The organism is uncultured Jatrophihabitans sp. (assembly GCF_964251945.1).
In the GTDB taxonomy this organism is placed as follows: Bacteria; Actinomycetota; Actinomycetes; order Mycobacteriales; family Jatrophihabitantaceae; genus Jatrophihabitans.
The window spans coordinates 148,711-172,795 of record NZ_CAXULP010000004.1 but is presented as its reverse complement, the minus strand read 5'-3'; the positions used below and the strand labels follow the sequence as shown (position 1 = coordinate 172,795).

Annotated in this window: 24 protein-coding genes; 13 read left to right on the top strand and 11 right to left on the bottom strand. The window is 70.6% G+C overall.

The genetic code is table 11. The annotated features are described in order from the left end of the window. Positions 1–4 precede the first annotated feature (4 nt). From ACFFBG_RS10800 to ACFFBG_RS10780, 5 genes are all read right to left on the bottom strand, one after another. Positions 5–892 (bottom strand): potassium-transporting ATPase subunit C, encoded by an 888-nt coding sequence (locus tag ACFFBG_RS10800; protein ID WP_375478481.1) that lies wholly within the window; start codon positions 890–892, stop codon positions 5–7. A gap of 5 nt (positions 893–897) precedes the next feature. Next, positions 898–3,063, bottom strand: a complete 2,166-nt coding sequence (gene kdpB / locus ACFFBG_RS10795; RefSeq protein WP_375478479.1) for a potassium-transporting ATPase subunit KdpB — start codon at positions 3,061–3,063, stop codon at positions 898–900. Further along, the gene (gene kdpA, locus ACFFBG_RS10790; RefSeq protein WP_375478477.1) at positions 3,063–4,727 is read right to left on the bottom strand and encodes a potassium-transporting ATPase subunit KdpA; all 1,665 of its coding nucleotides are present in this window, start codon (positions 4,725–4,727) and stop codon (positions 3,063–3,065) included. Before kdpA ends, kdpB begins: the two co-directional genes overlap by 1 nt. Beyond that, positions 4,727–4,816: a K(+)-transporting ATPase subunit F gene (gene kdpF, locus ACFFBG_RS10785; RefSeq protein ID WP_375478475.1), complete on the bottom strand. Its 90-nt coding sequence runs from the start codon at positions 4,814–4,816 to the stop codon at positions 4,727–4,729. Before kdpF ends, kdpA begins: the two co-directional genes overlap by 1 nt. 306 nt (positions 4,817–5,122) lie before the next feature. Continuing rightward, entirely contained in the window at positions 5,123–5,956 is an 834-nt protein-coding gene (locus ACFFBG_RS10780; protein ID WP_375478473.1) for a hypothetical protein, read from the bottom strand. A gap of 309 nt (positions 5,957–6,265) precedes the next feature. Here ACFFBG_RS10780 and ACFFBG_RS10775 point away from each other — a divergent pair, with 309 nt between their 5' ends. Continuing rightward, entirely contained in the window at positions 6,266–8,716 is a 2,451-nt protein-coding gene (locus tag ACFFBG_RS10775; RefSeq protein ID WP_375478471.1) for an amino acid permease, read from the top strand. 84 nt (positions 8,717–8,800) lie between these two features. On the opposite strand, the gene ACFFBG_RS10770 is transcribed toward ACFFBG_RS10775, so the two are convergent. Then, positions 8,801–9,913, bottom strand: coding sequence for a peptidoglycan-binding protein (locus ACFFBG_RS10770; protein ID WP_375478469.1), 1,113 nt, complete (start codon positions 9,911–9,913; stop codon positions 8,801–8,803). 179 nt (positions 9,914–10,092) lie between these two features. On the opposite strand from ACFFBG_RS10770, the gene ACFFBG_RS10765 reads away from it, so the two are divergent. Then, positions 10,093–10,764: an HAD family hydrolase gene (locus ACFFBG_RS10765; protein WP_375478467.1), complete on the top strand. Its 672-nt coding sequence runs from the start codon at positions 10,093–10,095 to the stop codon at positions 10,762–10,764. Between the two features lie 13 nt (positions 10,765–10,777). On the opposite strand, the gene ACFFBG_RS10760 is transcribed toward ACFFBG_RS10765, so the two are convergent. Beyond that, a complete protein-coding gene (locus ACFFBG_RS10760) occupies positions 10,778–11,377 on the bottom strand; it encodes a GDSL-type esterase/lipase family protein (RefSeq protein WP_375478465.1) in 600 nt (199 codons plus the stop codon). 146 nt (positions 11,378–11,523) lie between these two features. Here ACFFBG_RS10760 and ACFFBG_RS10755 point away from each other — a divergent pair, with 146 nt between their 5' ends. Next, a complete protein-coding gene (locus ACFFBG_RS10755) occupies positions 11,524–12,045 on the top strand; it encodes a DUF6328 family protein (RefSeq protein ID WP_375478463.1) in 522 nt (173 codons plus the stop codon). Between the two features lie 11 nt (positions 12,046–12,056). Here the strand turns inward: ACFFBG_RS10755 and ACFFBG_RS10750 are convergent, their stop codons facing one another. The 3 genes from ACFFBG_RS10750 to ACFFBG_RS10740 form a co-directional block, all read right to left on the bottom strand. After that, complete coding sequence (locus tag ACFFBG_RS10750; protein ID WP_375478461.1) at positions 12,057–12,968, bottom strand: NAD(P)H-binding protein; 912 nt, start codon at positions 12,966–12,968, stop codon at positions 12,057–12,059. 75 nt (positions 12,969–13,043) lie between these two features. Further along, entirely contained in the window at positions 13,044–13,823 is a 780-nt protein-coding gene (locus ACFFBG_RS10745; RefSeq protein ID WP_375478459.1) for a class I SAM-dependent methyltransferase, read from the bottom strand. Beyond that, the gene (locus tag ACFFBG_RS10740) at positions 13,820–14,824 is read right to left on the bottom strand and encodes a methylenetetrahydrofolate reductase (RefSeq protein WP_375478457.1); all 1,005 of its coding nucleotides are present in this window, start codon (positions 14,822–14,824) and stop codon (positions 13,820–13,822) included. The genes ACFFBG_RS10745 and ACFFBG_RS10740 overlap by 4 nt, the downstream gene beginning before the upstream one ends. A 313-nt stretch (positions 14,825–15,137) precedes the next feature. Between ACFFBG_RS10740 and ACFFBG_RS10735 the strand changes: the two genes are divergently transcribed. Next, on the top strand, positions 15,138–15,452 hold the full coding sequence (locus tag ACFFBG_RS10735; RefSeq protein ID WP_375478455.1) for a DUF6221 family protein: 315 nt from the start codon (positions 15,138–15,140) through the stop codon (positions 15,450–15,452). A gap of 39 nt (positions 15,453–15,491) precedes the next feature. Here ACFFBG_RS10735 and ACFFBG_RS10730 read toward each other — a convergent pair whose 3' ends face one another. After that, the gene (locus tag ACFFBG_RS10730; protein ID WP_375478453.1) at positions 15,492–16,559 is read right to left on the bottom strand and encodes a YihY/virulence factor BrkB family protein; all 1,068 of its coding nucleotides are present in this window, start codon (positions 16,557–16,559) and stop codon (positions 15,492–15,494) included. 97 nt (positions 16,560–16,656) lie between these two features. Between ACFFBG_RS10730 and ACFFBG_RS10725 the strand changes: the two genes are divergently transcribed. From ACFFBG_RS10725 to ACFFBG_RS10685, 9 genes are all read left to right on the top strand, one after another. Then, positions 16,657–17,742, top strand: coding sequence for a glutamate--cysteine ligase (locus tag ACFFBG_RS10725; protein ID WP_375478451.1), 1,086 nt, complete (start codon positions 16,657–16,659; stop codon positions 17,740–17,742). 37 nt (positions 17,743–17,779) lie between these two features. Next, the gene (locus ACFFBG_RS10720; protein WP_375478449.1) at positions 17,780–18,184 is read left to right on the top strand and encodes a molybdopterin-binding protein; all 405 of its coding nucleotides are present in this window, start codon (positions 17,780–17,782) and stop codon (positions 18,182–18,184) included. 104 nt (positions 18,185–18,288) lie between these two features. Further along, a complete protein-coding gene (locus tag ACFFBG_RS10715) occupies positions 18,289–18,888 on the top strand; it encodes a hypothetical protein (RefSeq protein ID WP_375478447.1) in 600 nt (199 codons plus the stop codon). A gap of 59 nt (positions 18,889–18,947) precedes the next feature. Then, positions 18,948–19,523: a TerD family protein gene (locus tag ACFFBG_RS10710; RefSeq protein ID WP_375478445.1), complete on the top strand. Its 576-nt coding sequence runs from the start codon at positions 18,948–18,950 to the stop codon at positions 19,521–19,523. Positions 19,524–19,656: 133 nt separating this feature from the next. Then, positions 19,657–20,235 (top strand): TerD family protein, encoded by a 579-nt coding sequence (locus ACFFBG_RS10705; protein WP_375478443.1) that lies wholly within the window; start codon positions 19,657–19,659, stop codon positions 20,233–20,235. A gap of 16 nt (positions 20,236–20,251) precedes the next feature. Continuing rightward, the gene (locus ACFFBG_RS10700; RefSeq protein WP_375478442.1) at positions 20,252–21,415 is read left to right on the top strand and encodes a DUF475 domain-containing protein; all 1,164 of its coding nucleotides are present in this window, start codon (positions 20,252–20,254) and stop codon (positions 21,413–21,415) included. A gap of 10 nt (positions 21,416–21,425) precedes the next feature. After that, a complete protein-coding gene (locus ACFFBG_RS10695) occupies positions 21,426–22,103 on the top strand; it encodes a tellurium resistance protein (protein ID WP_375478440.1) in 678 nt (225 codons plus the stop codon). After that, positions 22,100–22,675 (top strand): TerD family protein, encoded by a 576-nt coding sequence (locus ACFFBG_RS10690; RefSeq protein WP_375478438.1) that lies wholly within the window; start codon positions 22,100–22,102, stop codon positions 22,673–22,675. Before ACFFBG_RS10695 ends, ACFFBG_RS10690 begins: the two co-directional genes overlap by 4 nt. Before the next feature lie 78 nt (positions 22,676–22,753). Beyond that, positions 22,754–24,043: a toxic anion resistance protein gene (locus tag ACFFBG_RS10685; RefSeq protein ID WP_375478436.1), complete on the top strand. Its 1,290-nt coding sequence runs from the start codon at positions 22,754–22,756 to the stop codon at positions 24,041–24,043. Positions 24,044–24,085 lie beyond the last annotated feature (42 nt).

Sequence of the window (24,085 nt, the reverse complement as noted above, 5' to 3'; positions counted from 1 at the left end):
CGGCTCACTTTCGGTACGGGTAAAGCTTGTCGAGGGCGAGGTTCACCTTCAGCACGTTGACCACCGGCTCACCGATGAAGCCGAGGTCGCGGCCGGTCGAGTTGTCGTCCACGACGGCTTTCACCTGCGCCACCGAGATGCCGCGCGCCGCGGCCAGCCGCGGTTCCTGCAGCTTCGCGTAGGCGACGCTGATCGACGGGTCGAGCGACGAGCCGCTCGCGGTCACCGCGTCGGCCGGCACCGCCGGGTTCGCCGGCGCGTTGCCGCGCACCGGGACGACCTTTCCGCTGCTGTAGTCGTCGCCGTATTTCGCGCAGCCGACCGACACACCCTTGTAGGTGCTGATGAACGGCTTCGCCGGGCAGGCCTCGTTGACGCTGACGGCGCGGATGACGTGGCCGGCGTAGCCGGGGCCGGAGTAGAAGACTGCCAGCACGGCGCCGACGCCGCTCGGCGTGCAATAGGCGCGCGAGCCGTCGACCTTCTCCAGCGTGCCGACCGCGAGGCTGCGCGCGCAAACCTGGGTGAGCAGGCTCTGCGAGCCGGTGTCGGTCTTGTCCTTCGGGTTGGGCAAGGTGTCGACGACCGACTCCGGGCCGAGGTTGCTCGCGCCGCTCGCCGTCGGGTCGTAATCGTCGGCGGACGGCCGCGACTGCATGTACTGCACGAGCGGGTTGCCCTTGGCGTCGGTGAAGGCCTGTCCGAGCAACGCGGAGCCGACCGGCTTGCCCTTGCTGGTGATGATCGAGCCGTCCGCACGGTGCTGCAGGCCGGGGATCTGCGAGATCGCCGTGACGATCAAGGGATAGCCGATGCCTAGCGCGACGGTGAAGACGAGCAGCATCCGCAGTGACGCGGACAGCTGGCGGACGAGGCTTGCTGATGGACGCATCGAAGTCACCGGATTCCGGGAATGAACTGGATGATGAGGTCGACGACCTTGATTCCGAGGAACGGCAGGATGATCCCGCCCAGGCCGTAGATGTAGATGTTGCGCCGCAGCATCGAGCTGGCGCTCGCCGGCCGGTAACGCACGCCGCGCAGCGCCAACGGGATCAGCGCGACGATGATCAGCGCGTTGAAGATGACCGCGGACAGGATCGCCGACTCCGGCGAGTGCAGCCGCATGATGTTGAGCTTGTCCAGACCGGGGTACACAGCCGCGAACATCGCCGGGATGATGGCGAAGTACTTGGCCACGTCGTTCGCGATCGAGAACGTCGTCAACGCGCCGCGGGTGATCAGCAGCTGCTTGCCGATCTCGACGATCTCGATCAGCTTGGTCGGGTCGCTGTCGAGGTCGACCATGTTGCCGGCTTCCTTCGCCGCCGACGTTCCGCTGTTCATGGCGACGCCGACGTCGGCCTGGGCCAACGCAGGAGCGTCGTTCGTGCCGTCGCCGGTCATCGCGACGAGCTTGCCGCCCTCCTGCTCGCGCTTGATGAGCGCCATTTTGTCCTCGGGCGTCGCTTCGGCGAGGAAGTCGTCGACGCCGGCTTCGTCCGCGATCGCCTTCGCGGTCAGCGGGTTGTCGCCGGTGATCATGACGGTGCGGATGCCCATGCGGCGCAGCTCGGCGAACCGCTCGACCATGCCCTGCTTGACGACGTCCTTGAGATGGATGACGCCCAGCACGCGGGGCAGGCCGCCAGCTGGCCGATCGGCCACGACGAGCGGGGTTCCGCCGCTGGCCGAGATGCCGTCGACGACCTCGGACACGTCACGCGGCAGCTCGCCGCCGCCATTGTGCACCCACTCCAGCATCGAAGTGGCCGCGCCCTTACGGACCTCACGGGCACCGCCGGCCGCATCGGCCAGGTCGACGCCGCTCATCCGGGTCTGCGCGGTGAAGGGCACGAACGTCGCGTTCCGCAGCTCGCCCTCGTGCCGCTCGCGCAAGCCGTACTGCTCTTTGGCCAGCACCACGATCGACCGGCCCTCCGGCGTCTCGTCGGCAAGTGACGAAAGCTGCGCGGCGTCGGCGAGCTCGGCGATGGCCACCGTCCCGACGGGCACGAACTCCGAGGCCTGCCGATTGCCCAGCGTGATGGTGCCGGTCTTGTCGAGCAGCAGTGTGTTCACGTCGCCCGCGGCTTCGACCGCGCGCCCGCTCATCGCCAGCACGTTTCGCTGGACGAGGCGGTCCATGCCGGCGATGCCGATCGCCGACAGCAGGGCGCCGATGGTCGTCGGGATCAGGCAGACGAGCAGCGACACCAGCACGATGGCGGTGATGCCGTTCTGGTCGAGCGAGGCCGAGTTCGGCACGCCCGGCTGGGTGGCCTTCGAGAAGATCGCCAACGGCTGCAGCGTCACGGTCGCGAGCAGGAAGATGATCGTCAGCGACGCCAAGAGGATGTTGAGTGCGATCTCATTCGGCGTCTTCTGCCGGCTCGCGCCCTCGACCAGGGCGATCATCCGGTCGAGGAAGCTCTCGCCGGGCTTCTGGGTGATCTCGATGACGATCCGGTCGCTCAGCACCCGGGTGCCGCCGGTGACCGAGCTGCGATCGCCGCCGCTCTCCCTGATGACGGGCGCGCTCTCGCCGGTGATCGCCGACTCGTCGACGCTGGCGATGCCGTCGATGACGTCGCCGTCGCCCGGCACGAGATCGCCGGCCTCGCAGACGACGCGGTCGCCTTGGCGCAGTTCCGGCGCGGGCACCGGCTCTTCGGCGCCGGCGAAGTCGTCGCGGTCGGCGAGCCGGCGGGCGACGGTGTCGGTGCGCGCGCGGCGCAGCGCCTCGGCCTGCGCCTTTCCGCGGCCTTCGGCGACTGCTTCGGCGAGGTTGGCGAACAGCACCGTCAGCCACAGCCAGACGACGATCAACCAGGCGAACACCGACGGGCTGCCGATGGCGACCACAGTGGTGAACACCGCGCCGACCTCGACGATGAACATGACGGGGTTCTTCCACAGCGTGCGCGGGTCCAGCTTGACCAGCGCGTCAGGCAGCGAGCGGCCCAGCTGTCGCGGGTCGAGCAATCCCCCCTGCACCCGGTGCGGGGTGGTCGGGGCGTCCGGCGTGTGCCGGCCGGTTTGCGGTGGCGTGAGCACGGTCATCAGTGCAGTCCTTCTGCGAGCGGGCCCAGCGCGAGCGCTGGGAAATAGGTGAGCGCGACGACGATCAGCGTCACGCCGGCGAGCATGCCGATGAACAGGGTTCGGTGAGTTGGCAGCGTGCCCTCCGACGCTGGAACTGGCTGTTGTCGGGCGAGCGAGCCGGCCAGGGCCAGCACGAAGATCATCGGCAGGAACCGGCCGAACAGGATGGCTATGCCTAGCGCGTAGTCGTACCACGGGGTATTGACCGTGATGCCGGCGAACGCGCTGCCGTTGTTGTTCGCGGCGGACGTGAAGGCATACAGCACCTCGGACAGCCCGTGCGCCCCGGAGTTGAGCATCGACGCTCGCTCACCGGGCAACGCCATCGCTGTCGCGGTGCCCACCAGCGCGATCGCCGGCGTCGTCAGCAGGTACAGCGAGGCGAACTTCACCTCGCGGCCGCCGAGCTTCTTGCCGAGATACTCCGGGGTACGGCCGACCATCAGGCCTGCGACGAAGACGGTCAGCACGGCGAGGATGAGCATGCCGTAGAGACCCGAGCCGGTGCCGCCCGGCGAGACTTCGCCCAACATCATGTTGAACAGCGTCATCGCGCCGCCGAGACTCGTGTACGAGTCGTGGAAGCTGTCCACGGCCCCGGTGGAGGTCAGGGTCGTGCCGGTTGCGAACACCGCAGAGTTCGGCACGCCGAACCTGCTTTCCGTGCCTTCTGTCGCGGCGCCTACGGCGGTCGGGACCGTGCCGTGGTGCATGCCCTGGGCGATGACCATCAAGACCGTGCTGAGGATGGCGAGCGAGGCCATCACCGCCAGGATGGCGCGGCCCTGGCGCAGGTCGCCGACCATGCGGCCGAACGTGCGCGGCAGCGAGAAGCCGATGCACAGCAGCAGGAAGACCTGCAGCCAGTTGGTCCAGGCCGTCGGGTTCTCGAACGGATGGGCGGAGTTCGCGTTGTAGAAGCCGCCGCCGTTCGTGCCGATCTCCTTGATCGCCTCTTGCGAGGCGACCGGGCCGCCGGTGATGGTCTGCGTGCCGCCGGCGAGCGTGTGGACGGTGGTGTAGTCGTGGAAGTTCTGGATCATGCCGGCGCCGACGAAGACGATCGCGGTCAGCAGCGACAGCGGCAGCAGGATGCGGAAGCTGATCCGGGTTAGGTCGACCCAGAAATTGCCGAGCTGGTCGGTGCGGCTGCGCGCGAAGCCGCGGACGAGCGCGATGGCGACCGCGATGCCCACCGCAGCGGACGCGAAGTTCTGCACCGCGAGGCCGGCCATCTGCACGACGTAGCCAAGCGCGCTCTCGCCCGAGTACGACTGCCAGTTGGTGTTCGTGACGAAGCTGGCCGCGGTGTTGAACGCCTGGTGCGCCGGCATTGTGGGCACGGCGGAGAACGGCGCCCAGAAGTGGTGCTGGATGCGCAGGAACACGTAGAGGAACATGACCCCTACGAAGCTGAAGGCCAGCACCGAGCTGGTGTAGCGGCGGCCGGTCTGCTCCGAGTCCGGGTCGATGCCGCCGAGCCGGTAGATCACCCGCTCCGGCGCCAAGTGCCGCTTGCTGGTCAGCGTGTTCGCCATGTAGTCGCCCAGCGGCCCATAGGTAGCGGCCAACGCGGCGATCAGCAGCAGGATAAAGAAGACGCCGGCGAGCTGGTCGGGCATCAGAACTTCTCCGGCTTGATCAGCGCGACGACGAGGAAGACCGTGAGCACGAAGGCGAGGATCAACCCGATGATGTTCGCGGCATTCACAGCTTCTCCACCCCCTTCGCGATCAGCGCGAGCAGTGCGAAGGCGGCGATCGTCACCACGACCGCCCAGAAGTCAGGCCAGAAATGCACAACCAGCTCCGATGAGGACGAGGACGGTCAGCGCCGTCCGTTCCGCGGCCCGGCAGTGCGTTGCCGGCCAGCAAGAAGTAGACGCCGCCCGGCCGCCCGCACAGGGCAAAAACGAGCGTCCTCACGCAATCGTCGCGCCGCGCTCACCGACCGCTGACGAGCGAAGCACGGTTGCCCCCCGGCGCAGTCGCGGCCGTCACACCGCGGCCGTCACCAGTCAGCGGACGTGGGCCGGGAAAGTGCGCGCGACGCGGTTGAGCGCGGCGCGATGCGCCAGGCCCAACGCGACAATCTGCACGAGCGGCAGGCGGAGCAGGAGCACGCCGGCGGCGCCGGCGAGCGGCGACACCAGCCACAGTCCGAGCGCGAAGCAGATCATCCGGCGGCGCTGCGTCGCGACGTCGTGCCGGCCCGGGCGCGGGACGAGCGCGATCGCGAGCAGCGCGCCTACGCCGAGCAGCCAGATCAGCCACCCGTCGGTCAAGCCGCGGATCCACGAGCCAGGCGCCAGGCCGGCGAGCACGATCGCGGCGGTGCCGAGGCGCACGCCGCGTCGGCGGGCGGCCGTGCGCGCGGCGCCGGCCGGCTCATAGCTGTCGAGGTCGGACAGCGGGTGGGCGGCGAGCAGGTCCTCGGCGCTGCCGTGCAGCCGGGCCGAGGGGTAGCGGCCGGCAACCTCGCCGGCGAGTTCGGCCGGCACGACGGGAGACAGCCACAGCCCTTCGATGCGGGCGAACTGCGCGCGGATGCCGCGGGTGCCGGCGATGACGTGGCCCCAGCAGGCGATCACCGCGAGGACGTAGCGGGCGTGCGGGTACTCGCCGGCGCTGGCGCGGTCGGCATAGGCGTAGAACCCGCAGGAGCAGTCGGGATCGGCTGGCACGTGCTTGTCCGGCCCTGCGCCGGGCGCGTGGCAGAACGCTTCGTTGACGCCGTCCACCCAGCCGCGGGCGCTGAACAGCGGGTACAGCACTCCGCCCGGGCCGACGCGGAACGTCCGCAGCGCACGGATCTCGCCGACCTGCGGCTCGAACCCGGAGAAGTCGGTCACGGGCTACCGCGTCGGAGCAGGCTCGGCCGGCCGGCGTTCTGGCTCGGCCGCCGGTCGCTCGGCCGGCACGCGGGCCGGTGGCGCCGGTTGTTCAGTTGGCAGCACGTCGATGCGGCGGCGTTCTTCGCCGATGTCTCCCATGGCTGCCACAGTAGGCCGACGCGAGGCTTCGCGCCCTGGCCATGTGGCGCTGAATTCACCGTGAAACCAGGCCGGCGAGGCCGGGCACGGTGAGCAGGTCGACAGGCGCGTGAGCGATCCGTGAGGATCTCGTTCGGCGCCCGCGACAGGCGCCTACGGTCGCTGACCGTGGATCAGCGCGCCGACGTCGACCTCCCGGAGACCCTCGGCTACCGCGCGAAGCGGCTGTTACTCGGCAGGCCGCTGGTCAGCGCCGCGATCGCCGACGAGAAACTGTCGAAGAAGTCCGCGCTCGGTGTGCTCTCGAGCGACTGCATCTCCTCCTCCGCCTACGGGTCGGAGGAGATGCTGCTGGTCCTGCTGCCGATCTTCGGCCTCGCCGGCTTCCACCTGCTGATGCCCCTGACCGCGGTGGTGCTCGGCCTGCTGGTCCTGACCACGCTGTCGTACCGGCAGGTCGTCATGATCTACACGCGAGCCGGCGGTTCCTACGTCGTCGCGCGGGAGAACTTCGGCCCGCGAGTCGCGCAGATCGCGTCCGTCGCCCTGTTGATCGACTACGTCGTCACGGTCGCCGTGCAGTCGGCGGCCGGGGTCGCCGCAATCGTGTCGATCTTCCCGTCGGTGTCGCTCGGCCGATGGCCGAGCACCGGGTTGACCGTCGCCGTGGTGCTGGTGCTCGCCTACGGCAACTTGCGCGGGGTGCGCGAGGCCGGCCGCGCGTTCGCGTTCCCGACGTACTTCTTCGTCGTGTCGGCCGGACTCGTGGTGGTCGTCGGCGTGCTGCGCGAGATGTTCGGAGACCTGCCGGTGATCCACTACACCGCCTCCCAGCACCGGCACGACCTCATCTCGGTCACCGACACGCACAGCGCGCTGTTGACCTTCGGCGCGATCTACGTGCTGATGAAGGCCTTCGCCAACGGCGGCGCGTCGCTCACCGGGTTGGAGGCGATCTCCAACGGCGTGAGCGCGTTCAAGCCAAAGGAGGGCGTCAACGCGCGGCGCACGCTGAGCGTGATGAGCGGCATCCTCGGCGCGCTCGTGCTGGGCGTGTCGTTCCTGGCGTGGCAGACGCACGCGACGCCGTTCGAGCACGGCACCCCGACGGTGATCAGCCAGGTGGCGCGCGCCGCGTTCGGATCTGCGTGGTACGGCCACGTCGGCTTCGTCATCGTGCAGGTGGCGACCGCGTTGATCCTGATCACCGGGGCGAACACGCCGTTCACCGGCTTCCCGTTCCTGGCGAGCTTCATCGCCGAGGACTCGTTCCTGCCCCGCCAGTTGACCCGGCGTGGGCACCGGCTGGCGTTCAGCAGCGGCATCATCGTGTTGACCGTGCTGGCGGTCGCGCTGCTGTGCGCCGTCGGGGCGCACGTCGACAGGCTGATCCCGTTCTACGCGATCGGCGTCTTCACCGGCTTCACCATGGCCGGGCTCGGCATGGCGAAATACCACCGCACCCGCCGGGAGCGCGGGTGGCGGTCGCGGTTCGCGGTCAACGCCACCAGCGGCGTGGTCTCCGCGCTCGTCGTGCTGATCTTCGCGGTGGTCAAGTTCCGCGAGGGCGCATGGCTGATCGTGGTGCTGTTCCCGCTCGGCTGGGCCGGGCTGCTGCGGCTGAACTCCCGCTATCGCGCCGAGGAGCGTGCGCTCGACCTCGTCACTCAAGCCCGGCTGGACGGCAACCCGCCGGCCGAGGCCCATTACGGGCGGCACACCGTGTTGGTCTGCGTCGATCGGCTCGATCTCGCGGTGCTGCGCGCGCTGCGTTACGCCGGCAGCCTGCGGCCGACCGAGCTGCGGGTGGTGCACGCGGTCCTGGACACGGCCGAAGCTGCCGAGCTGGAGCGTCAATGGGTGGAGCGCGGACTGTGCGACCGGTTTGCGCTCGAGCTCGTCGAGTGCGCTGACCGGCGGCTCGCGCGCACGCTCGCCGGGGTCGCACACGACGCCGTGGTGCGCGACCGTGCCGAGGTCACCGTGCTGCTGCCGCGCCGGACGTTCGGCCGCGTCTCGCAACGGCTGCTGCACGACCGCACCGCCGACCGGATCGCGGCCGCGGTCAGCCGCACGCCGCACGTCGCCGCGACGATCGTTCCGTTCGACACCACCCTGCCGGCCGGCGCGATCGAGCGATTGGAGGAGCAGCAACGGGCCGCCGCCGCATCCCCGGCGCTGCCGGCGGGGCCCGGTGGGCGAGGCGCGTCGGGCGGTTCAGGTCCTTCGGGCGGTTCAGGCCCTTCGGGGGAGCGGGCAGCGCCGGCCGCCGGGGCAGGCGTGCCGAAGCTGGGCGGCCCCGAACTCGCCGGGCCCGCGCCCCGCGCCGGGATCACCGCGATCGCGGCCGCCGGCGCGCGGCAGAAGGTGACGGTGGAGGGCCGGGTGACATCGGTGCAGCTCGGCGCCGCCGCGGGCCGCTCGCTCGAGGTGCAGATCTTCGACGCGAGCGGTGGGCTGCGGTTGCTGTTCATGGGCCGCACCGGCATCTCCGGGCTCGCGCCCGGGGCCGTGGTCCGGGCGAGCGGGCGGGTCGGGGTGTACCGCGGCCACCTCGCCATCGCCAATCCGATCTACGAGCTGATCCAGCCGTCGGCAACTCGAGCGGTGCCGGTCTGAGCCGGCCCGGTCTGAGCCGGCCCGGTCTGAGCCGGCCGGTGTGAGCCGGCCGGTGTGAGCTGAGCGCGGCTCGGGCCCGCTCGCTCAGTACTTGCCGGTCCAGGCGAGGCGCCAGGTGTTGGGGCCGAGGTAGCCGTTCGGGACGAGGCCGTTGAGGCGTTGCAGCCGCTTGACCATCTTCAGCGTGTTGGGACCGAACTGGCCGGTGCCGACGGGGAAGTAGCCGCGGGCGTGCATGCGGTCCTGGAAGGTTTTGATGTGCGGGTTGGTCTCGCCGTAGACGTACCAGTGCGAGCCGCCGGGGAAGGCGGGCACGCGAATCGGCCGCGCTGTCGTGCCGGCCGAGCTGTACTTGCCGGTCCAGGCGAGGCGCCAGGTGTTGGGGCCGAGGTAGCCGTTCGGGACGAGGCCGTTGAGGCGTTGCAGCCGCTTGACCATCTTCAGCGTGTTGGGACCGAACTGGCCGGTGCCGACGGGGAAGTAGCCGCGGGCGTGCATGCGGTCCTGGAAGGTTTTAATGTGCGGGTCGGTCTCGCCGTAGACGTACCAGTGCGAGCCGCCGGGGAAGGCGGGCACGCGCGTGCTGCCCGCCGACGTGCCTGTGTTGCCGGTGTCGCCCTTGGCAGTCCCGCCGTTGGCAGCGCCGACGTGGATGTCGCTGATCTGCCCCGAGCGGGCGTCGGAATCTTCGCGCAGCCCGAGGATGGCCGCGCACTGCCATGGCTGCCAGCCGCGCTCGCGGTAGAGGATCAGTGCTCGGGCGTCCTGCTCGGCCTTCGAGGCCTTGTTCGGATAGCCACCGCCGCCGACGCTGCGCCACGTGGCCAGGTCGAACTGGTAGGCGCCGTAGTGGCCGTTGCCGGTGTTGGTGCGGTAGTTGTCGCTCGACTCGCAGACCCGCAGCCGGCGCCACGCGCTGGCCGAGGGGTCTGCGGCCGCGACCCCCGCAGGCAGCAGCGCGGCGACGACGCCGCCGAGAGCAACCGTGGCCGCCGCGATCGCGCCGGCTCGCCGCCGTCTGGCCCGCGGCCCGCGCCGGGCGCCGGTCCGGAGCGCGGAGCCGGTTCCCGAGTCGGTTCTCGAGTCGGTCCTGGAGTCGGCGGTGATGCGGGCGTGGGCGTCGGGGGCGGTGTCGAGGCCGGCGTCGGCGTCGGCGAAGAACGCGGTCGTCCGCGCCCAGGCGTCGGGCAAAGCCACGGTAGGTCCTCCGGTGATGGCGAGTCCCAACAGTCACATAGGCAACAGGCGTTACACAACCCGGCCGTCAAAACTTTCGGTTCCGGCGCGGCGTGGCGCGCCGGGATCGCCAACCGAACTGGTATTCGCCTCGGCCAGATGCGCGTTTGTCGTCGGCCAAGCGCGGGTAGGCGAGCGCTATGGCCAACGACCAGCGCGGGATCCTGTTCGACGTCGATGGCACGCTTGTCGACACGACTTTCCTGCACACCGTCTGCTGGGCCGAGGCGCTGCGCCAGCACGGCCTGCAGGTGACCGCGTCCGACATCCACCACGGCATCGGCATGTCGAGTGACAAGATGCTCGCGCACCTGCTGGGCGAAGACCGCGACACCTCGGCCGACGATGCGATCTCCGAGGCCCACGACACGCTCTACAAGCTCAGCTGGGGCCGGCTGACGACGCTGCCCGGCGCGGCCGACCTGCTGCGCGAGTGCGCGAAACGCGGCTTCACGGTGGTGCTCGCGTCGTCCGCGTCGGAACAGGAGCTGCAGGTCCTGCGCGAGACGATCGACGCCGACGACGCCGTCGCGCAGGCGACGAGCAAGAACGACGCGAAGTCCGGCAAGCCGGCGCCGGACATCGTCGAGACCGCGTTGGACAGCTCCGGCTTGGCGGCCGACCGGGCCGTCTTCGTCGGCGACGCGGTCTGGGACGCCGAGGCGGCCAAGAAAGCGGGAGTCACGTTCATCGGGCTGACGTGCGGCGGCACGCCGGAGGCGGACCTGCGCGCGGCGGGGGCCGTCGAGGTGTGGCGCGACCCGGCTGACCTGCTCGAGCACTTCGCCGACAGCATCGTGGCGAAGGCCTGACGCCGCCGCCCCGTCAAGGGGCGCGAAGGTCGGCGGCCGCGGCGAGGACGGCTGGTTTCAGCGCCGCCGCGATCGCCGCGTATCCCTTGCTCGACGGATGGAACCGATCGGCGGCGAACAGGCTGACATCCGCGGCGAACGCGTCATGCGTCGAGCCGGTGACGTCGGCGACCCGGGCGCCTGCGGCGAGCGCGACCCGCCGCTGCGCCTCGCGGAGGGCAGCGCTGCCGGCTTGGACGAGGCCGCGCAACTGCGGGGGCACCCATGGCACCGCGCTCAGGTCCGGCGCCGGCGCCACGACCACCTGCGCGCCTGCGCCGCGCAGCGCCCGAACGGCCGCGTCGAGTGCGGCCGCCGCCTGTTCCGGGGGCACGAAGTGCGTCAGGTCGTTCGCGCCGATCACGATCAAGGCCAGCTGCGGCGGGACGATCAGCGCCCGCCGCACCTGGGCGGCGAGCGCGTCGCTGCGCGCGCCCGGCACCGCGTGAACGCGCAAACTCGCCCGCACGCCGACCTCGCCCAACTCGGCGGCCAACCGGGCACCGATGGTGTCCGCAGGACGACTCGCGCCCTGGCCGTAGGCGATCGAGTCGCCCAGCACAGCGAACTCCACCGTGCGTGCAGTCTCGGAATCAATTCTCATGACGTCCCGTCAACGTTCGAGCCTCGCATGCTGCTCCCGGGCGAGTTGAGAGCAAGCCGAATCCGTCGGCGTCGTGCGACGTTGCCGGAGCGCGGAGCGCACGACACGATCGGCGGATGCCAGGCGACAGCAACAACCTCGACGACGACACGCTCGACCCCGCTGACGCCGACCGACACGAGACGCGCACTGAGCAGCTCGATCGCAACTGGAACGAGCTGCTGCAGGAGCTGCGCGTCATCCAGACGGGGGTGCAGCTGCTGACCGGCTTCCTGCTCACCTTGCCGTTCCAGCAGCGGTTCTCGGTGTTGACGCACACCGAGCGCGCCATCTACCTCGCGACGGCCGCGACGTCGATCGCGGCGACGGCGTTCCTGCAGGCGCCGGTGATGGTGCACCGCGCGCTGTTTCGCCGGCACCGGCGCGCGGCGGCGGTCACGCTCTCGCATCGGCTCGCGATGACCGGCATGGGGTTGCTCGGCCTCGCGATCATCGGGGTCAGCTTCCTGCTGACGAGCGTGCTGCTCGGCTCGGCGACCGCGGCGGGGGCGGCCGCCGGGGTGGCGCTGCTCCTGGTGCTGCTCTGGCTCGTCCTGCCCGAGTACGCGCGGCACAAGGGCCGACACCCGCAGAGCTGAAGCGAAACCCCTCAGGCCGCCGCGCCCAATCGCAGCGCCCGCTGACGCAGCGCGGCCCGGGCGGCGTCGTCGTAGTCCATCGGCTCGAACGGGACCATCGAGCGGATCCGGTCGTCGTGGACAACCACCTCGTAGGGCAGCGACTCGACCAGCGCGCGAACAGTGCGCCGGTCCACGCCGGCGAGTAACGGCAGGACCTGCGCCGCCGCGAGCGCTGCCAGCCGCACGCTCGGCACCGGCACGAAGACCTGCAGCGCCACCCGCCCCTGGAGCGCGCTCAGCCGGGTGAGCAGGTCGGTGTAGCGAAGCACCTCGGACCCGCCGATCTCCAACGTCTGGCCGATGCTCGCCTCGACGTCCAGCACGCCGACTAGGTAGCGCACGACGTCATCGACGGCGATCGGCTGGGTGCGGGCCGTCGCCCAAGTCGGCGCCACCAGCGCGGGCAGGTGCGCCACCACTTGGCGGATGATCTCCCAGGACGTGCTGAGGTCGCCGATCACGACGCCGGCGCGCAGCGTCGTCACCGGCACGCCGCCGCCGGCCAGCAGGCCCTCGACCTCGTGCCGGCTGCGCAGGTGGGCCGAGAGCGTCTCGGTCTCGTCGCCGAGGCCGCTGAGGTACACGATCCGGCGCACCCCGGCCTGCTCGGCGGCCGCCCCGAAGGCCCGTGCTGCCGCCGCGTCCCGCTTCACGAAGTCGCGCCGGTCGAGGGAGTGGATCAAGAAGTACGCGACGTCGCAGCCAGCCAATGCCGGCGCGAGCGTCTCCGGCCGGGCGACGTCCGCGCCCACTGGCTCGCCCCCGCCGGTATAGGACTCCGGCCGGCGGGTCATGGCAGCAACTTCGTGGCCGGCGTCGAGCAGCTCGGGCACCAGATGCCGGCCGATGAAGCCGGACGCGCCGGTGACAAGGATGCGCATGTCGAAGAGCGGCCTACCCCAGCCGCGACTCCGAGTACCCACAAGCGCAGTACCGAGGCGCGGTAGGAGGACTTGTCAGGGGAGATCGGCGCTCGGCCGCACCACCAGGAGATGGCCGGCGACCTCGCCGGTGCTCAGCAAGCGGCCCATCGTTTCGGACTGCTGCTCGGCGATCTGCCACGCCGTGTCGTCGCGGTGCCGGCGGGCCAGCTCGTCATCGACGGCGCTCACCCGGTCCTGCCAGTCGGCGGGCTCGGCCGCGGTCGCGTCCGCGGCCGTCTGCTCGACGACGGTGAGCCCGGCCGCGGCGAGCGCCGCGGCAAGGCTGGCCTGCGTCGGGAAATCGTTGCCGCTCGGCTGCTCCGACAGCGGCTGCTCGGACACGAAGACGAGCAGCCCACCGCGGCCGTCCGGGCGCAACACCCGCCGCAGCTCACCCAACAAACCGAGGTGGTCGCCGGTCGTGCACAGCACGCCAAGGCTCCAGGCCAGCGGGGTGAACGCGTCCGGCAGCGGGAGGGCGAGCGCGTCGGCCCGGGCGACCGGGAGGCCGAACAGCCGCCGCGCCGCGCGACACGCGCCGGCCGCGGGCTCGAGCAACACCGGGCGGACGGACGCGCGCTGCGCCGCGTAGCCGGCTGGTCCGCCCACGCCGGCGCCGATGTCGACCAGGCGGTCGCCCGGTCGCGCAGCCATCCGGTCGAGCAGCCAGTCCAGCGCGGCGGGCCGGCCGCTGCCGCGACAGCCGGCGGGCACGTAGTAGTCCGGGCCGAGCGCCACAGCGGCGTCGCCGGTCCAGTCCGCGAGCGTGTCGAACTCCGCGGCCATCTCCTCGCTCATGTCGCGGCCAGTCATACCGCCGCCAAGATCCGCCGGCCGACCTCGGCCTTGACCTGCGCGGCGTGCTCCCAGCCACGGGCCGACGCCGAGCCCGACACGTTGACGCCGGCCACGCCGTCGATCTCGAGCAGCGCAAGCGCCTGCGCCACGCACGCGGCGATGCCGGCCTCGACCGGGTCTCGCGCCGAGACGACGGCCCGCACGGCGTCGGCGTCGAGCTCCAAGCCGGGCAACGCCTGCAACGCCGCCGCGGAGGTCGGGTCGGTGTACACGGCGGCCGCGGCGATCACCGGGATGCTCAGCCCGGCCGCGCGCGCCGCGGCGACGAACCGTTCGACGCCCGCGACCTGCGGCACGTGGTTGAGCACGCACACGGCCGCGCCGGCCAGCTGCTTGCCGACGAGACGGCGCGGTCGCGACTCGACGGGCGGCGCGGTCGGCGTCTCGGGCACGGCGACCGGCAGGCCGGCGGCGGCGGCCAGGGCCGTGAGCCGGGTGCCGTCGAGGTCGAAGACCTGCGTGACACCGGGCCGCACGTCATAGGCGCGGCCGTCGCCGGTCACGCACAGCACCGCGGCGGCGCCGGCCTGCCGCAGGCCGCGGACCTCCTGCTCGAGCACCACCCGGTTGCGGTCGCGGCACGCCAAGGTGATCCACGGGACGAGCCCCGACTCGCGCAGCAGCCGGGCGAACATGGTCGGCGGGAAGTCCGGCCGATCCTGGTGATCGCCGACCAGGACGGCGTCGCACGTCGTCGTGAGGATCTCGGCGGCGCGGCGGACGGCGGCGGTGTCGAACGGCGGCGTGCTGAGATCGCACAGCACCCGCGGGACCTGCGCAATGGGGATCGCGGCCACCGGCGTCGTTGGGAACACCGGCTCCGGGAAGACGCACTGCATAGCCTGCATCTCGCAGCCACCCGCCGACCGGACGCCCCCGCACGGCCCGAACACCATCCGCTTCGGGCAGCCTTCGCCAGCCGCCGAGGCGATCGAGGCCGCCGCGGGTGCCGTCATGTCGTCGAGCTACCCCGACCGGCGCGGCCGGCAAACTCGCCGCTCCGCCGACGCGCGCTCGGCGGAGTTCGCTGGTGTGCGAACCCGCCCGCCGGGGAAGGCCGACAGGACGGCGCAACATCGAGCGAGACGGAGTTCGACATGGAACCGGACGGGTTTGGCGCGTTCAGCAAGGCGGCCGTCGATGTCTTCGCCGGCGCGTAGAGCGCGGGAGGAGTCCGTTCAAATCGGCGTACTGTCAGAGCGGGGTCGAGCAGCCGGCCGAGGTCTCGCTCTGGAGTACTACCGTGACAACGACCCGATCCCTTCGCCGATGAATGAGCTCATCCGGTTCCTGCTCGCCAGGATCGACGAAGACGAGACCGTGGTGAAGAAGTTGGCCCGCGCGCACTCGCGCAACGGCGAGCCGCTGCCCCTCGACAACCCGCAGTCCCTGGAGCGCATGCGCGCCGAGTGCGCCGCCAAACGCAATCTCATCGGCACCATCCAGCAGCTGCTGGTGCTGCGCGACCAGCCGCAGGAGAAGCCGGTCCGGGACGCGGCGGCGCACATGCTGCACGATCTCGCGTTGCCGTATCGCGAGCACTCGGGCTACCGCAAGCAGTGGCTGGCCGGTCCGGTCGGCTGACGCCCGCGGCCTATTCGTAGCTACGGGTCGACGTCCGGGCTACGGGTCGACGTCCGGGCTACGGGTTGACGCAGCCGTGGGCCCGTCCGCCGGCTCAACGCCCGTTGCGTCGATTGCATCGTCGCCGGGATCCGGCGAGTGGTCGAATGTCACGCTGATCTGCTCGAAGCCCTTCGACCGCTGCGAGCGCGCCTGCGCGGTGTAGGAGGCCTCGTCGGCGGCGGTGAGCTCGACGTTGTCGGTGAACGGGGTGAGCAACGCCCGCGGCCACAGCTTCAGCGCGCGCACGGCGTTGTACTCGACGGCGAACACGACCACCATCGCTTCGAGGTAGATCCAGCCGATCAGCCCCAGCACCAGCGCGAACACGCTGTTCGTCACCTTCGCGTGCTTGACGACGCTGCCCACGTAGGTGGCGCCGAACGACTGCAGCACCTGCCACGCGACGGCGGCGGCGATGGCGCCGGGCACCGTCTGCCGCAGGGTGAGGTCACGCGCCGTCGCGACCCGGAACCCGAGGGTGAACACCGCCGCGTTCACCGCCATCGACAGCGCGACGAACAGCACCTTGATGCCCGTCCCCAGATTCCCGGCGCCGAACGCGCCGGCCGAGGTTCCGAGAGCCGACAGCACCGTGGTGCCGAGCACCGAGAGCCCGACGACGAGCAGCAGCTGGATGCTGCGCAGGCGCGCCTTCAGCGGGTTGGGCCGGGAGTTGCGCGGCACCCGCCACACGACGTTCATCGCGTTCTGCGCGGCGTTCGCGACGCCCAGGCCGCCGTAGATGGTGCCGATGATGCCGACGGCCAGCGCCACCCCGCTGCCCGACACGCCGTGCGGGTCGGACAGCTGGTTGCCGACGATCGGGAACTGGCCCAATGCCGATTTCAGCACGTCCTGCTGCAGGTGCGGGTTGCCGGACAGCGCGAAGTTCAGGATCGTCGAGAGCAGCAGCAGCAGCGGGAACAGCGACAGGAAGCCGTAATAGGTGATCAGCGCGGCAAGGTAGCCGCCCTGGTCGTCGAAGAACTTGTAGAGGACGGCGAGCGGCAGGCCGAGCTTCGGATGGCGGCGCTGGAAGGCGTCCAAGCGTTGGACGTGGCTCATGTCTGGCCTCTTTCGCGCGCGGTGCGGTGGATGCGGTGTGGCGGATACAGATGTCCCCGCGCGATCTTCGCGGTTATCGACGACGCACACTGGGCACGTGACGCGCACCGTGGGAGTGGAGGAGGAGTTCTTCCTCTTCGCCGTCGACGAGGGTCGGCTGCGGCCGGCCGGCGAGCCGGTTGCCGACGCCGCGGACCGCCGCTCCGACGGCCAGTTCGAGCACGAGTTGAAGCGCGAGCAGGCCGAGCTTGGCACCAAGCCGCACCGCGACCTCGCCGCCCTGCGCGCCGAGCTGCGCGAGCGCCGCGCCGAGCTCGGCCGGGCCGCGGCCGAGCGCGGCGTGCGGGTCGTCGCCGTCGGCACGCCGCCGGTGGAGTCGGTCGCGTCCGTCACGCCGGATCGCCGTTACGAGCGCATGCACGAGGTGTACGGCGACACCGCGCGCACCGCGCTGACGTGCGGCATGCACGTCCACGTCGGCGTCGGCTCGCGGGAGGAGGGGGTGCGGGCGCTGAACGGCGTGCGCGGCTGGCTGCCGGTGCTGCTCGCGTTGACCGCGAACTCGCCCTACGCCGACGGCCGGGACACCGGCTATGCCAGTCAGCGCAGCATGATCTGGCAACGCTGGCCGACCGCCGGGCCGTTCGAGCTGTTCCACGACCTCGAGGACTACGACCGCACCCGAGCCGCCCTCGTCGAGACCGGCGCCGCGCTCGACGACGCCATGCTGTACTTCGACGCCCGGCTCTCAGCGACCTACCCGACGCTCGAAATCCGCGCCGCGGACGTCTGCGCGCGGGTCGAGGACGCGGTGACCGTCGCCGCGCTCGCCCGGGCGCTGGTCGACTCAGCCGCGGCGGGCGCCCTGCCGCCGCCGACGGGCGTGCTGGCCCGCGTCGAGCTGGTCCGCGCGGCGACCTGGCGCGCGGCGCGTTACGGGCTGACCGACGAGCTCGTCTCGCCGCTGACCGGTGACCCGACAGCGGCCGGCGAGGTCGTCGGCTCGCTGCTCGAGCTGGTGGGGGAGTCGCTGCGCTCGGCCGGCGACGCCGACGTGGCGCGCGACGGCGTCGCCAGGATCCTGGAGCGCGGCACCGGCAGCGACCTGCAGCGCCGAGTGCTGGCCGAACGCGGCGAACTCTCGGCGGTCGTCGACGTACTCGCCGCCTGCACGCTCGCCTGATCCCTCGCCGGCGGCGCCAGCGCTAGCATCGCCAGCCGTGCCGCTCTACCGCATCCGAGAGGCCGCCGCGCTGCTCGGCGTGAGCGACGACTCCCTGCGTCGGTGGGCCGACAGCGGCCGGCTCGCGACGTCCGTCGACGACGCCGGCCGGCAGGCGGTGGACGGCGCCGAACTCGCCCGGTTCGCCGAATCCAACGCGCCGCCCGTGCCCAGCGTCGGCGCGATCACCCATGAGTCCGCGCGCAACCGGTTCGTCGGACTGGTCACCCGCGTCGTGCGCGACACGGTGATGGCGCAGGTCGAGCTGCAGTGCGGGCCCTACCGGGTGGTCTCGCTGCTGAGCCGCGAGGCCGCCGACGACCTCGGGCTCGAACCGGGGGTCACGGCCGTCGCGTCCGTCAAGGCGACGAACGTCGTGATCGAGGTGAGCGACCCCGCCTGACACGATGGCGAAGACGTACACGAGTTGTGACCTTCGACGGGTTCGTCCGCCTCGTCCGGACCGTCATAATCGAGACCGCTGAAAGCGGCGCAGCGGAGGTCGTGGTGGTGGATACCGAGCAGGTGGCGGAATCCGACCTGCGCCGCCGAGCCGCGTGGCTGCTCGGCATGCTCGTGCTTGTCGCGGGCCTGGTCGTCGTGCTGATGCTGACGCTGCTCAAGGGCTCGGGCGGCGGCAAGCAGGGCGCCGGCCCGAGCGATCCGTACGGCTCGACGTCCGCGGACCGCGGCGCCAGCTCCGCCCCCGCTCCGTCCACCGGGAGCACTGCCAGCACCGCGCCGACGAGCGCCAGCCGCGCGTCGGGCACGCGGTCCTGCCCGTCGGATCAGTCGTGTGCGCTACAGGGCGATCCGGGAGGCGCCATCGACGCCGTCAACGCCTACCGCGCCCAACACGGCCAGAAGCGGGTCGACGGCACGGTGTCCAAGAGCGCGCAGGCGTGCGCGCTGTCCAACGGATCGACGTGCTCCGGCGGCTGGGCGGAGAGCCAGGTCGCCAAGCTCGACGGGCCGACGGCCGTCAAGCAGATCGCGAACATCGGCAACAGCGGCCTGCTCGACTCGGGGATGACCTCGTTCGAAGTCGGCTGGGCCTACAACCCGAGCGCGCACCAGTACTTCATCGCGATCATCCACAACGACTGACTCGACGGCGCCGACTAGGGTCGGCAGCGGCAGCGCAGTCGACGAGGTGCGGAGGTTCGATGACCGTCAGTCTGAGCAAGGGCGGCAACGTGTCGCTCACGAAGCAGGCCCCTGGCCTGACCGCCGTGGTCGTCGGCCTCGGCTGGGACGCGCGGACAACCGACGGACGGGCCTTCGACCTCGACGCCAGCGCGCTGGTCTGCGACGCCGAGAGCAAGGTGCTGTCGGACAAGCACTTCATCTTCTACAACAACACCACCTCGCCCGACGGCGCCGTCCAGCACACCGGCGACAACCTCACCGGCGAGGGCGAGGGCGACGACGAGCAGGTGAAGGTCAACCTGGTCGGCCTGCCGGCAGAGGCGGCGAAGGTCGTCTTCCCGGTGTCGATCTATGAGTCGGAGACGTCCGGGCAGACCTTCGGCCAGGTGCGCAACGCGTTCATCCGGGTGGTCAATCAGGCCGACAACGCCGAGTTGGCGCGCTACGACCTGTCCGAGGACGCCTCGACGGAGACCGCGATGGTGTTCGGCGAGTTGTACCGCAACGGCCCCGAGTGGAAGTTCCGGGCGATCGGCCAGGGGTACAGCGCTGGCCTCGCCGGCATCGCCCGCGACTTCGGCGTCAACGCCTGAGGGCGTATCACTCCTTGAACGCAGCCGGTCGCCTGCGCGGGGTGCGATCGTGGAACCGGGCACGTCCGACGGACGTTGACAACACGACAGCCCCTATCGGGGCAGCCCCATCTGGGGCAGAGAGGAAATCGCAATGAGTGTCAGCCTGAGCAAGGGCGGCAACGTCTCACTGTCGAAGGAGGCGCCCGGCCTGCAGGCGGTGCTCGTCGGCCTCGGCTGGGACGCGCGCACGACCACCGGGGCCGACTTCGACCTCGACGCCTCGGCGTTGATCGTCGGCGCCGACGGCAAGATCCTGTCCGACCAGCACTTCATCTTCTTCAACAACCTGACCAGCCCGGACGGCTCGGTCGAGCACATGGGCGACAACCTCACCGGCTCCGGCGAGGGCGACGACGAGGTCATCAAGGTCAACCTGGCCGGCGTGCCCGGCGAGGCCGACAAGATCGTCGTCACCGTCTCGATCTACGACGCCGAGGCGCGCCAGCAGTCCTTCGGCCAGGTGCGCAACGCCTTCATCCGGGTGGTCAACCAGGCCGACTCGCGCGAGATCACCCGCTACGACCTGTCGGAGGACGCCTCGACGGAGACCGCGATGGTCTTCGGCGAGTTGTACCGCAACGGCGCGGACTGGAAGTTCCGCGCGGTCGGCCAGGGATACAGCACCGGCCTGCGCGGCATCGCGCAGGACTACGGCGTCAACGTCGGCTGAGCCGGAAGGCCTGCGAGTGTTTCTGCGCACCTTCGGCGCGTCGATCGTCATCGCGATCGTCGGCCTCGTCCTCGGCTGGATCTACGGCGGCGGGACCGGGCTGGCGCTGACGGCGATCCTCGCTGTGCTCGAGGTGTCGTTGAGCTTCGACAACGCGGTCGTCAACGCGACCGTGCTGGTGCGGATGAGCCCGTTCTGGCAGAAGCTCTTCCTGACCCTCGGCGTCGCCATCGCCGTCTTCGGCATGCGGCTGGTCTTCCCGCTCGCGATCGTGAGCATCAGCGCGAAGCGCTCGCCGATCGATGCGGTGCGGTTGGCGCTCGAGAAGGGCGACCCGGACAAGGCCGGCACCTACGGCTACCTGTTGCACCAGGCGCACCCGGCGATCGCCGCGTTCGGCGGCATGTTCCTGCTGATGTTGTTCCTCGACTTCGTGTTCGAGGAGCGGGAGCTGACCTGGCTGAGTTGGATCGAGCGCCCGCTCGCCCGGATCGGCAAGCTGGACCAGCTGTCGGTCGTGATCGCGCTGGCGGTGCTGGCCGTGTCGGCCTACACCCTCGGCGAGAGCGCGGACACCTCCCAGCGCGACCGCACCTCGACGATCCTGGTGGCCGGCGTGCTAGGCCTCGCCACCTACCTGCTGGTGAACGGGCTGGGCGAGTTCTTCGACGAGGGCGGTGACGATGCCGGCTCCGATGAGGCCGATCCCGATGCCGTCGCCGAGGCGCAGGCTGAAGCGGCGGCCAAACGCAAGACCCGCCAGCACGTCGTCGGGCGCGCGGCGTTCTTCCTGTTCCTCTACCTCGAGGTGCTCGACGCCTCGTTCAGCTTCGACGGTGTGATCGGCGCCTTCGCCATCACCTCCGACCCGATCATCATCGCGATCGGCCTCGGCGTCGGCGCGATGTTCATCCGCTCGCTCACCGTGTTCCTGGTCCGCAAGGGCACGCTGAGTGAGTACGAGTACCTCGAGCACGGCGCCCTGTGGGCGATCGGCGCGCTGGCGATCATCCTGCTGATCACGATCGAGTACGAGGTGCCCGAGGTCGTCACCGGCCTGGTCGGCGTCGCGTTCATCGGCGCCGCGCTCGTGTCGTCCATCGTCCGCAACCGACGCGGCGGAGGCGACGACGACGCTGCGGCGACCATCGAGGGTGGCCGCACGGCCGCCGCCGTCTGAGGAGAACGCCATGCCCATCGACTACACCAAGCGGCCGGCGCCGGCCGCCGCGTCGCAGCCAAACGTGTCGCAGCCGAACGTGTCGCTGTCGAAGGTGACGTTGACCAAGGCCGCGCCCTCGGTGTCGCTGACCAAGCACGCGGGCTCGTCCGGCGTCGTGCGGGTCAACCTGAACTGGGACGCCCGCCCGCCGGCCCGCGGGCTGTTCAAGAAGAACGTCGCGCTCGATCTCGATCTCGGCTGCCTGTACGAGTTCGCCGACGGCAGCAAGGGCGTCGTCCAGGCGCTGGGCAACAGCTTCCGCGCCGCCGACGGCAGCGGCCGAAACCTCATCACCCTCGACGGCGACGACCGGTCCGGCACGAACACGGCAGGCGAGAACCTGACGATCGATTTTTCCGAGCCGGGCCGTTTTCGCCGCGTCCTCGTGTTCGCCTTGATCTACGAGGGTGCGGCCAACTGGGCCGACGCGAACGGCGTCGCCACGGTGTTCGCGACGAACGCGCCGCCGGTGGAGATCCGGCTCGACGAGCCGCGCAACGGCGCCCGGATCTGCGCGATCGCCCAGCTGGCGAACGACAACGGCGAGATCGTCGTGCGCCGCGAGGTCAACTACCTCGACGGCGCCCAGCGCGCGCTCGACGAGGCCTACGGCTGGGGCATGAACTGGACCCGGGGCCGCAAGTGAGCGTCAACCTGAGCAAGGGCCAGACCGTCTCGCTGCGCAAGGAAGGCGGCACGCTGAGCCGGGTGCGGATGGGGCTCGGCTGGGACGCCGCGGCGAAGAAGGGCCTGTTCGGCCGGATGCGCGCGCAGACCATCGATCTGGACGCGTCGGCCCTGCTGTTCGACCAATACGGGCAGTTGGTCGACCAGGTGTGGTTCCAGCAGCTGACCTCGCGCGACGGCTCGGTGCAGCACACCGGCGACAACCTGACCGGGGATGGCGAGGGCGACGACGAGTCGATCCGCGTCGAGCTGGCCGGCGTGCCGGCGTCGGTCGCAAGCCTCGTCTTCACCGTCAACTCCTTCACCGGCCAGGATTTCTCGCAGATCGAGAACGCGTTCTGCCGGCTCGTCGACGAGACCACCGAGGCCGAGATCGCCCGCTTCGACCTCAGCGGATCGGGGACGCACAACGCGATGCTGATGGCGAAGGTGTCCCGCGACGGCGCCGGCTGGTCGATGACCGCGCTGGGCACCCCCGCGACCGGCCGCACGTTTCGAGACCTGCTGCCGGTGATCGCACAGAGCCTGTGATCAAGATGGCAGCATTTCCTCACTCGACCCGCCTACGGCGGCCCTGACCACCACACGATCACTTCTCGGGAGCAACCGATGTCCGAACTGGACCTGGGATCAACCAGCACGCCGGCCGCGGCGGCCGCGCCCGCCGTCGCCCCGCCGGCCGGCGGCCTCGTGCTCGACCCGCCAAAGCCGGTGCCGGCCGTGGCGGAAGAGCAGGCCGCCGGCGCGATCCCGGTGCCGGCGGAGAAGAAGACCGAGCTCCAGCAGCGCGCGGTGGCGTTCGCCAACGAGCTCGCCGCGATGGACGTCCGCTCGCCGGAGTTCACCCAGCGGGTCACGTCGATCACGTCGATGGGCGACAAGGACCTGCGCGCCTCGGCGTCGGTGTCCAACCGCATGCTCGACCGGCCGGCAGCCGCCATGAAGGCCGGCAAGGGCGGCGGCGGGGGCGACGCGCAGACCCGCGTCGCGAGCACCCTCGTAGACCTCCGCACGACTGTCACCGACCTGGACCCGAACCGCGCCGACCTCACCGGCGCGAAGAAGGTGCTCAAGTGGCTGCCCGGCGGGGACCGGATCCAGCGGTACTTCGCCAAGTACGAGTCGGCGCAGACGCACCTGAACGCGATCATCAAGTCGTTGGAGTCCGGGCAGGACGATCTTCGCAAGGACAACGCGTCGATCGAGACCGAGAAGGCCAACATGTGGACGACGATGGGCAAGCTGAGCGAGTACAACCAGCTCGCCGGCGCGCTGGACGACGCCGTCACACAGAAGATCGCCGAACTCGAGGCGGCCGGCAACACCGAGGCTGCGAGCACGCTGAAGTCGGACGCGCTGTTCGCGATCCGGCAGCGACGGCAGGACATCATGACCCAGATGGCCGTGTCGGTGCAGGGCTACATGGCCCTCGACCTCGTGCGCAAGAACAACCTGGAACTGATCAAGGGCGTCGACCGCGCCCAGACCACGACGATCTCCGCGCTGCGCACCGCGGTGATCGTGTCGCAGGCGCTGGCCCGGCAGAAGCTCGTCCTCGACCAGATCAGCGCGCTGAACACGACGACGTCCAACCTGATCGAATCGACGTCGAACCAGCTGCGCATCCAGGGCGCGGAGATCAACCAGCAGGCGGCCAGCTCGACGGTCGACATCCAGAAGCTGCAGGTGGCCTTCGACAACGTCTTCCAGACGATGGACGCGATCGACACCTTCCGCAGCCAGGCCGTGGACTCGATGGCGCAGACCGTCACCGCCCTCGAGAGCCAGATCGAGCGGGCCAAGCCCTATCTCGAGCGCACCCGGCGCGGCGAGGGGCAGAGCGCGGAACTGCCGTCGGCATCGCCGAACCAGCTGCCGAACCAGCTGCCCGGGTCGTGATCTTCACCCCACGAGAATGCTTCGCACAGAACGCTGCGCGTT

Excerpts from the sequence above, each read along its gene's own strand:
- ACFFBG_RS10800 (WP_375478481.1), bottom strand. The coding sequence starts at position 892 with ATGCGTCCATCAGCAAGCCTCGTCCGCCAGCTGTCCGCGTCACTGCGG.
- kdpB (WP_375478479.1), bottom strand. The coding sequence starts at position 3,063 with ATGACCGTGCTCACGCCACCGCAAACCGGCCGGCACACGCCGGACGCC.
- kdpA (WP_375478477.1), bottom strand. The coding sequence starts at position 4,727 with ATGCCCGACCAGCTCGCCGGCGTCTTCTTTATCCTGCTGCTGATCGCC.
- ACFFBG_RS10765 (WP_375478467.1), top strand. The coding sequence starts at position 10,093 with ATGGCCAACGACCAGCGCGGGATCCTGTTCGACGTCGATGGCACGCTT.
- ACFFBG_RS10755 (WP_375478463.1), top strand. The coding sequence starts at position 11,524 with ATGCCAGGCGACAGCAACAACCTCGACGACGACACGCTCGACCCCGCT.
- ACFFBG_RS10750 (WP_375478461.1), bottom strand. The coding sequence starts at position 12,968 with ATGCGCATCCTTGTCACCGGCGCGTCCGGCTTCATCGGCCGGCATCTG.
- ACFFBG_RS10745 (WP_375478459.1), bottom strand. The coding sequence starts at position 13,823 with ATGACTGGCCGCGACATGAGCGAGGAGATGGCCGCGGAGTTCGACACG.
- ACFFBG_RS10740 (WP_375478457.1), bottom strand. The coding sequence starts at position 14,824 with ATGACGGCACCCGCGGCGGCCTCGATCGCCTCGGCGGCTGGCGAAGGC.
- ACFFBG_RS10735 (WP_375478455.1), top strand. The coding sequence starts at position 15,138 with ATGAATGAGCTCATCCGGTTCCTGCTCGCCAGGATCGACGAAGACGAG.
- ACFFBG_RS10730 (WP_375478453.1), bottom strand. The coding sequence starts at position 16,559 with ATGAGCCACGTCCAACGCTTGGACGCCTTCCAGCGCCGCCATCCGAAG.
- ACFFBG_RS10710 (WP_375478445.1), top strand. The coding sequence starts at position 18,948 with ATGACCGTCAGTCTGAGCAAGGGCGGCAACGTGTCGCTCACGAAGCAG.
- ACFFBG_RS10705 (WP_375478443.1), top strand. The coding sequence starts at position 19,657 with ATGAGTGTCAGCCTGAGCAAGGGCGGCAACGTCTCACTGTCGAAGGAG.
- ACFFBG_RS10695 (WP_375478440.1), top strand. The coding sequence starts at position 21,426 with ATGCCCATCGACTACACCAAGCGGCCGGCGCCGGCCGCCGCGTCGCAG.
- ACFFBG_RS10685 (WP_375478436.1), top strand. The coding sequence starts at position 22,754 with ATGTCCGAACTGGACCTGGGATCAACCAGCACGCCGGCCGCGGCGGCC.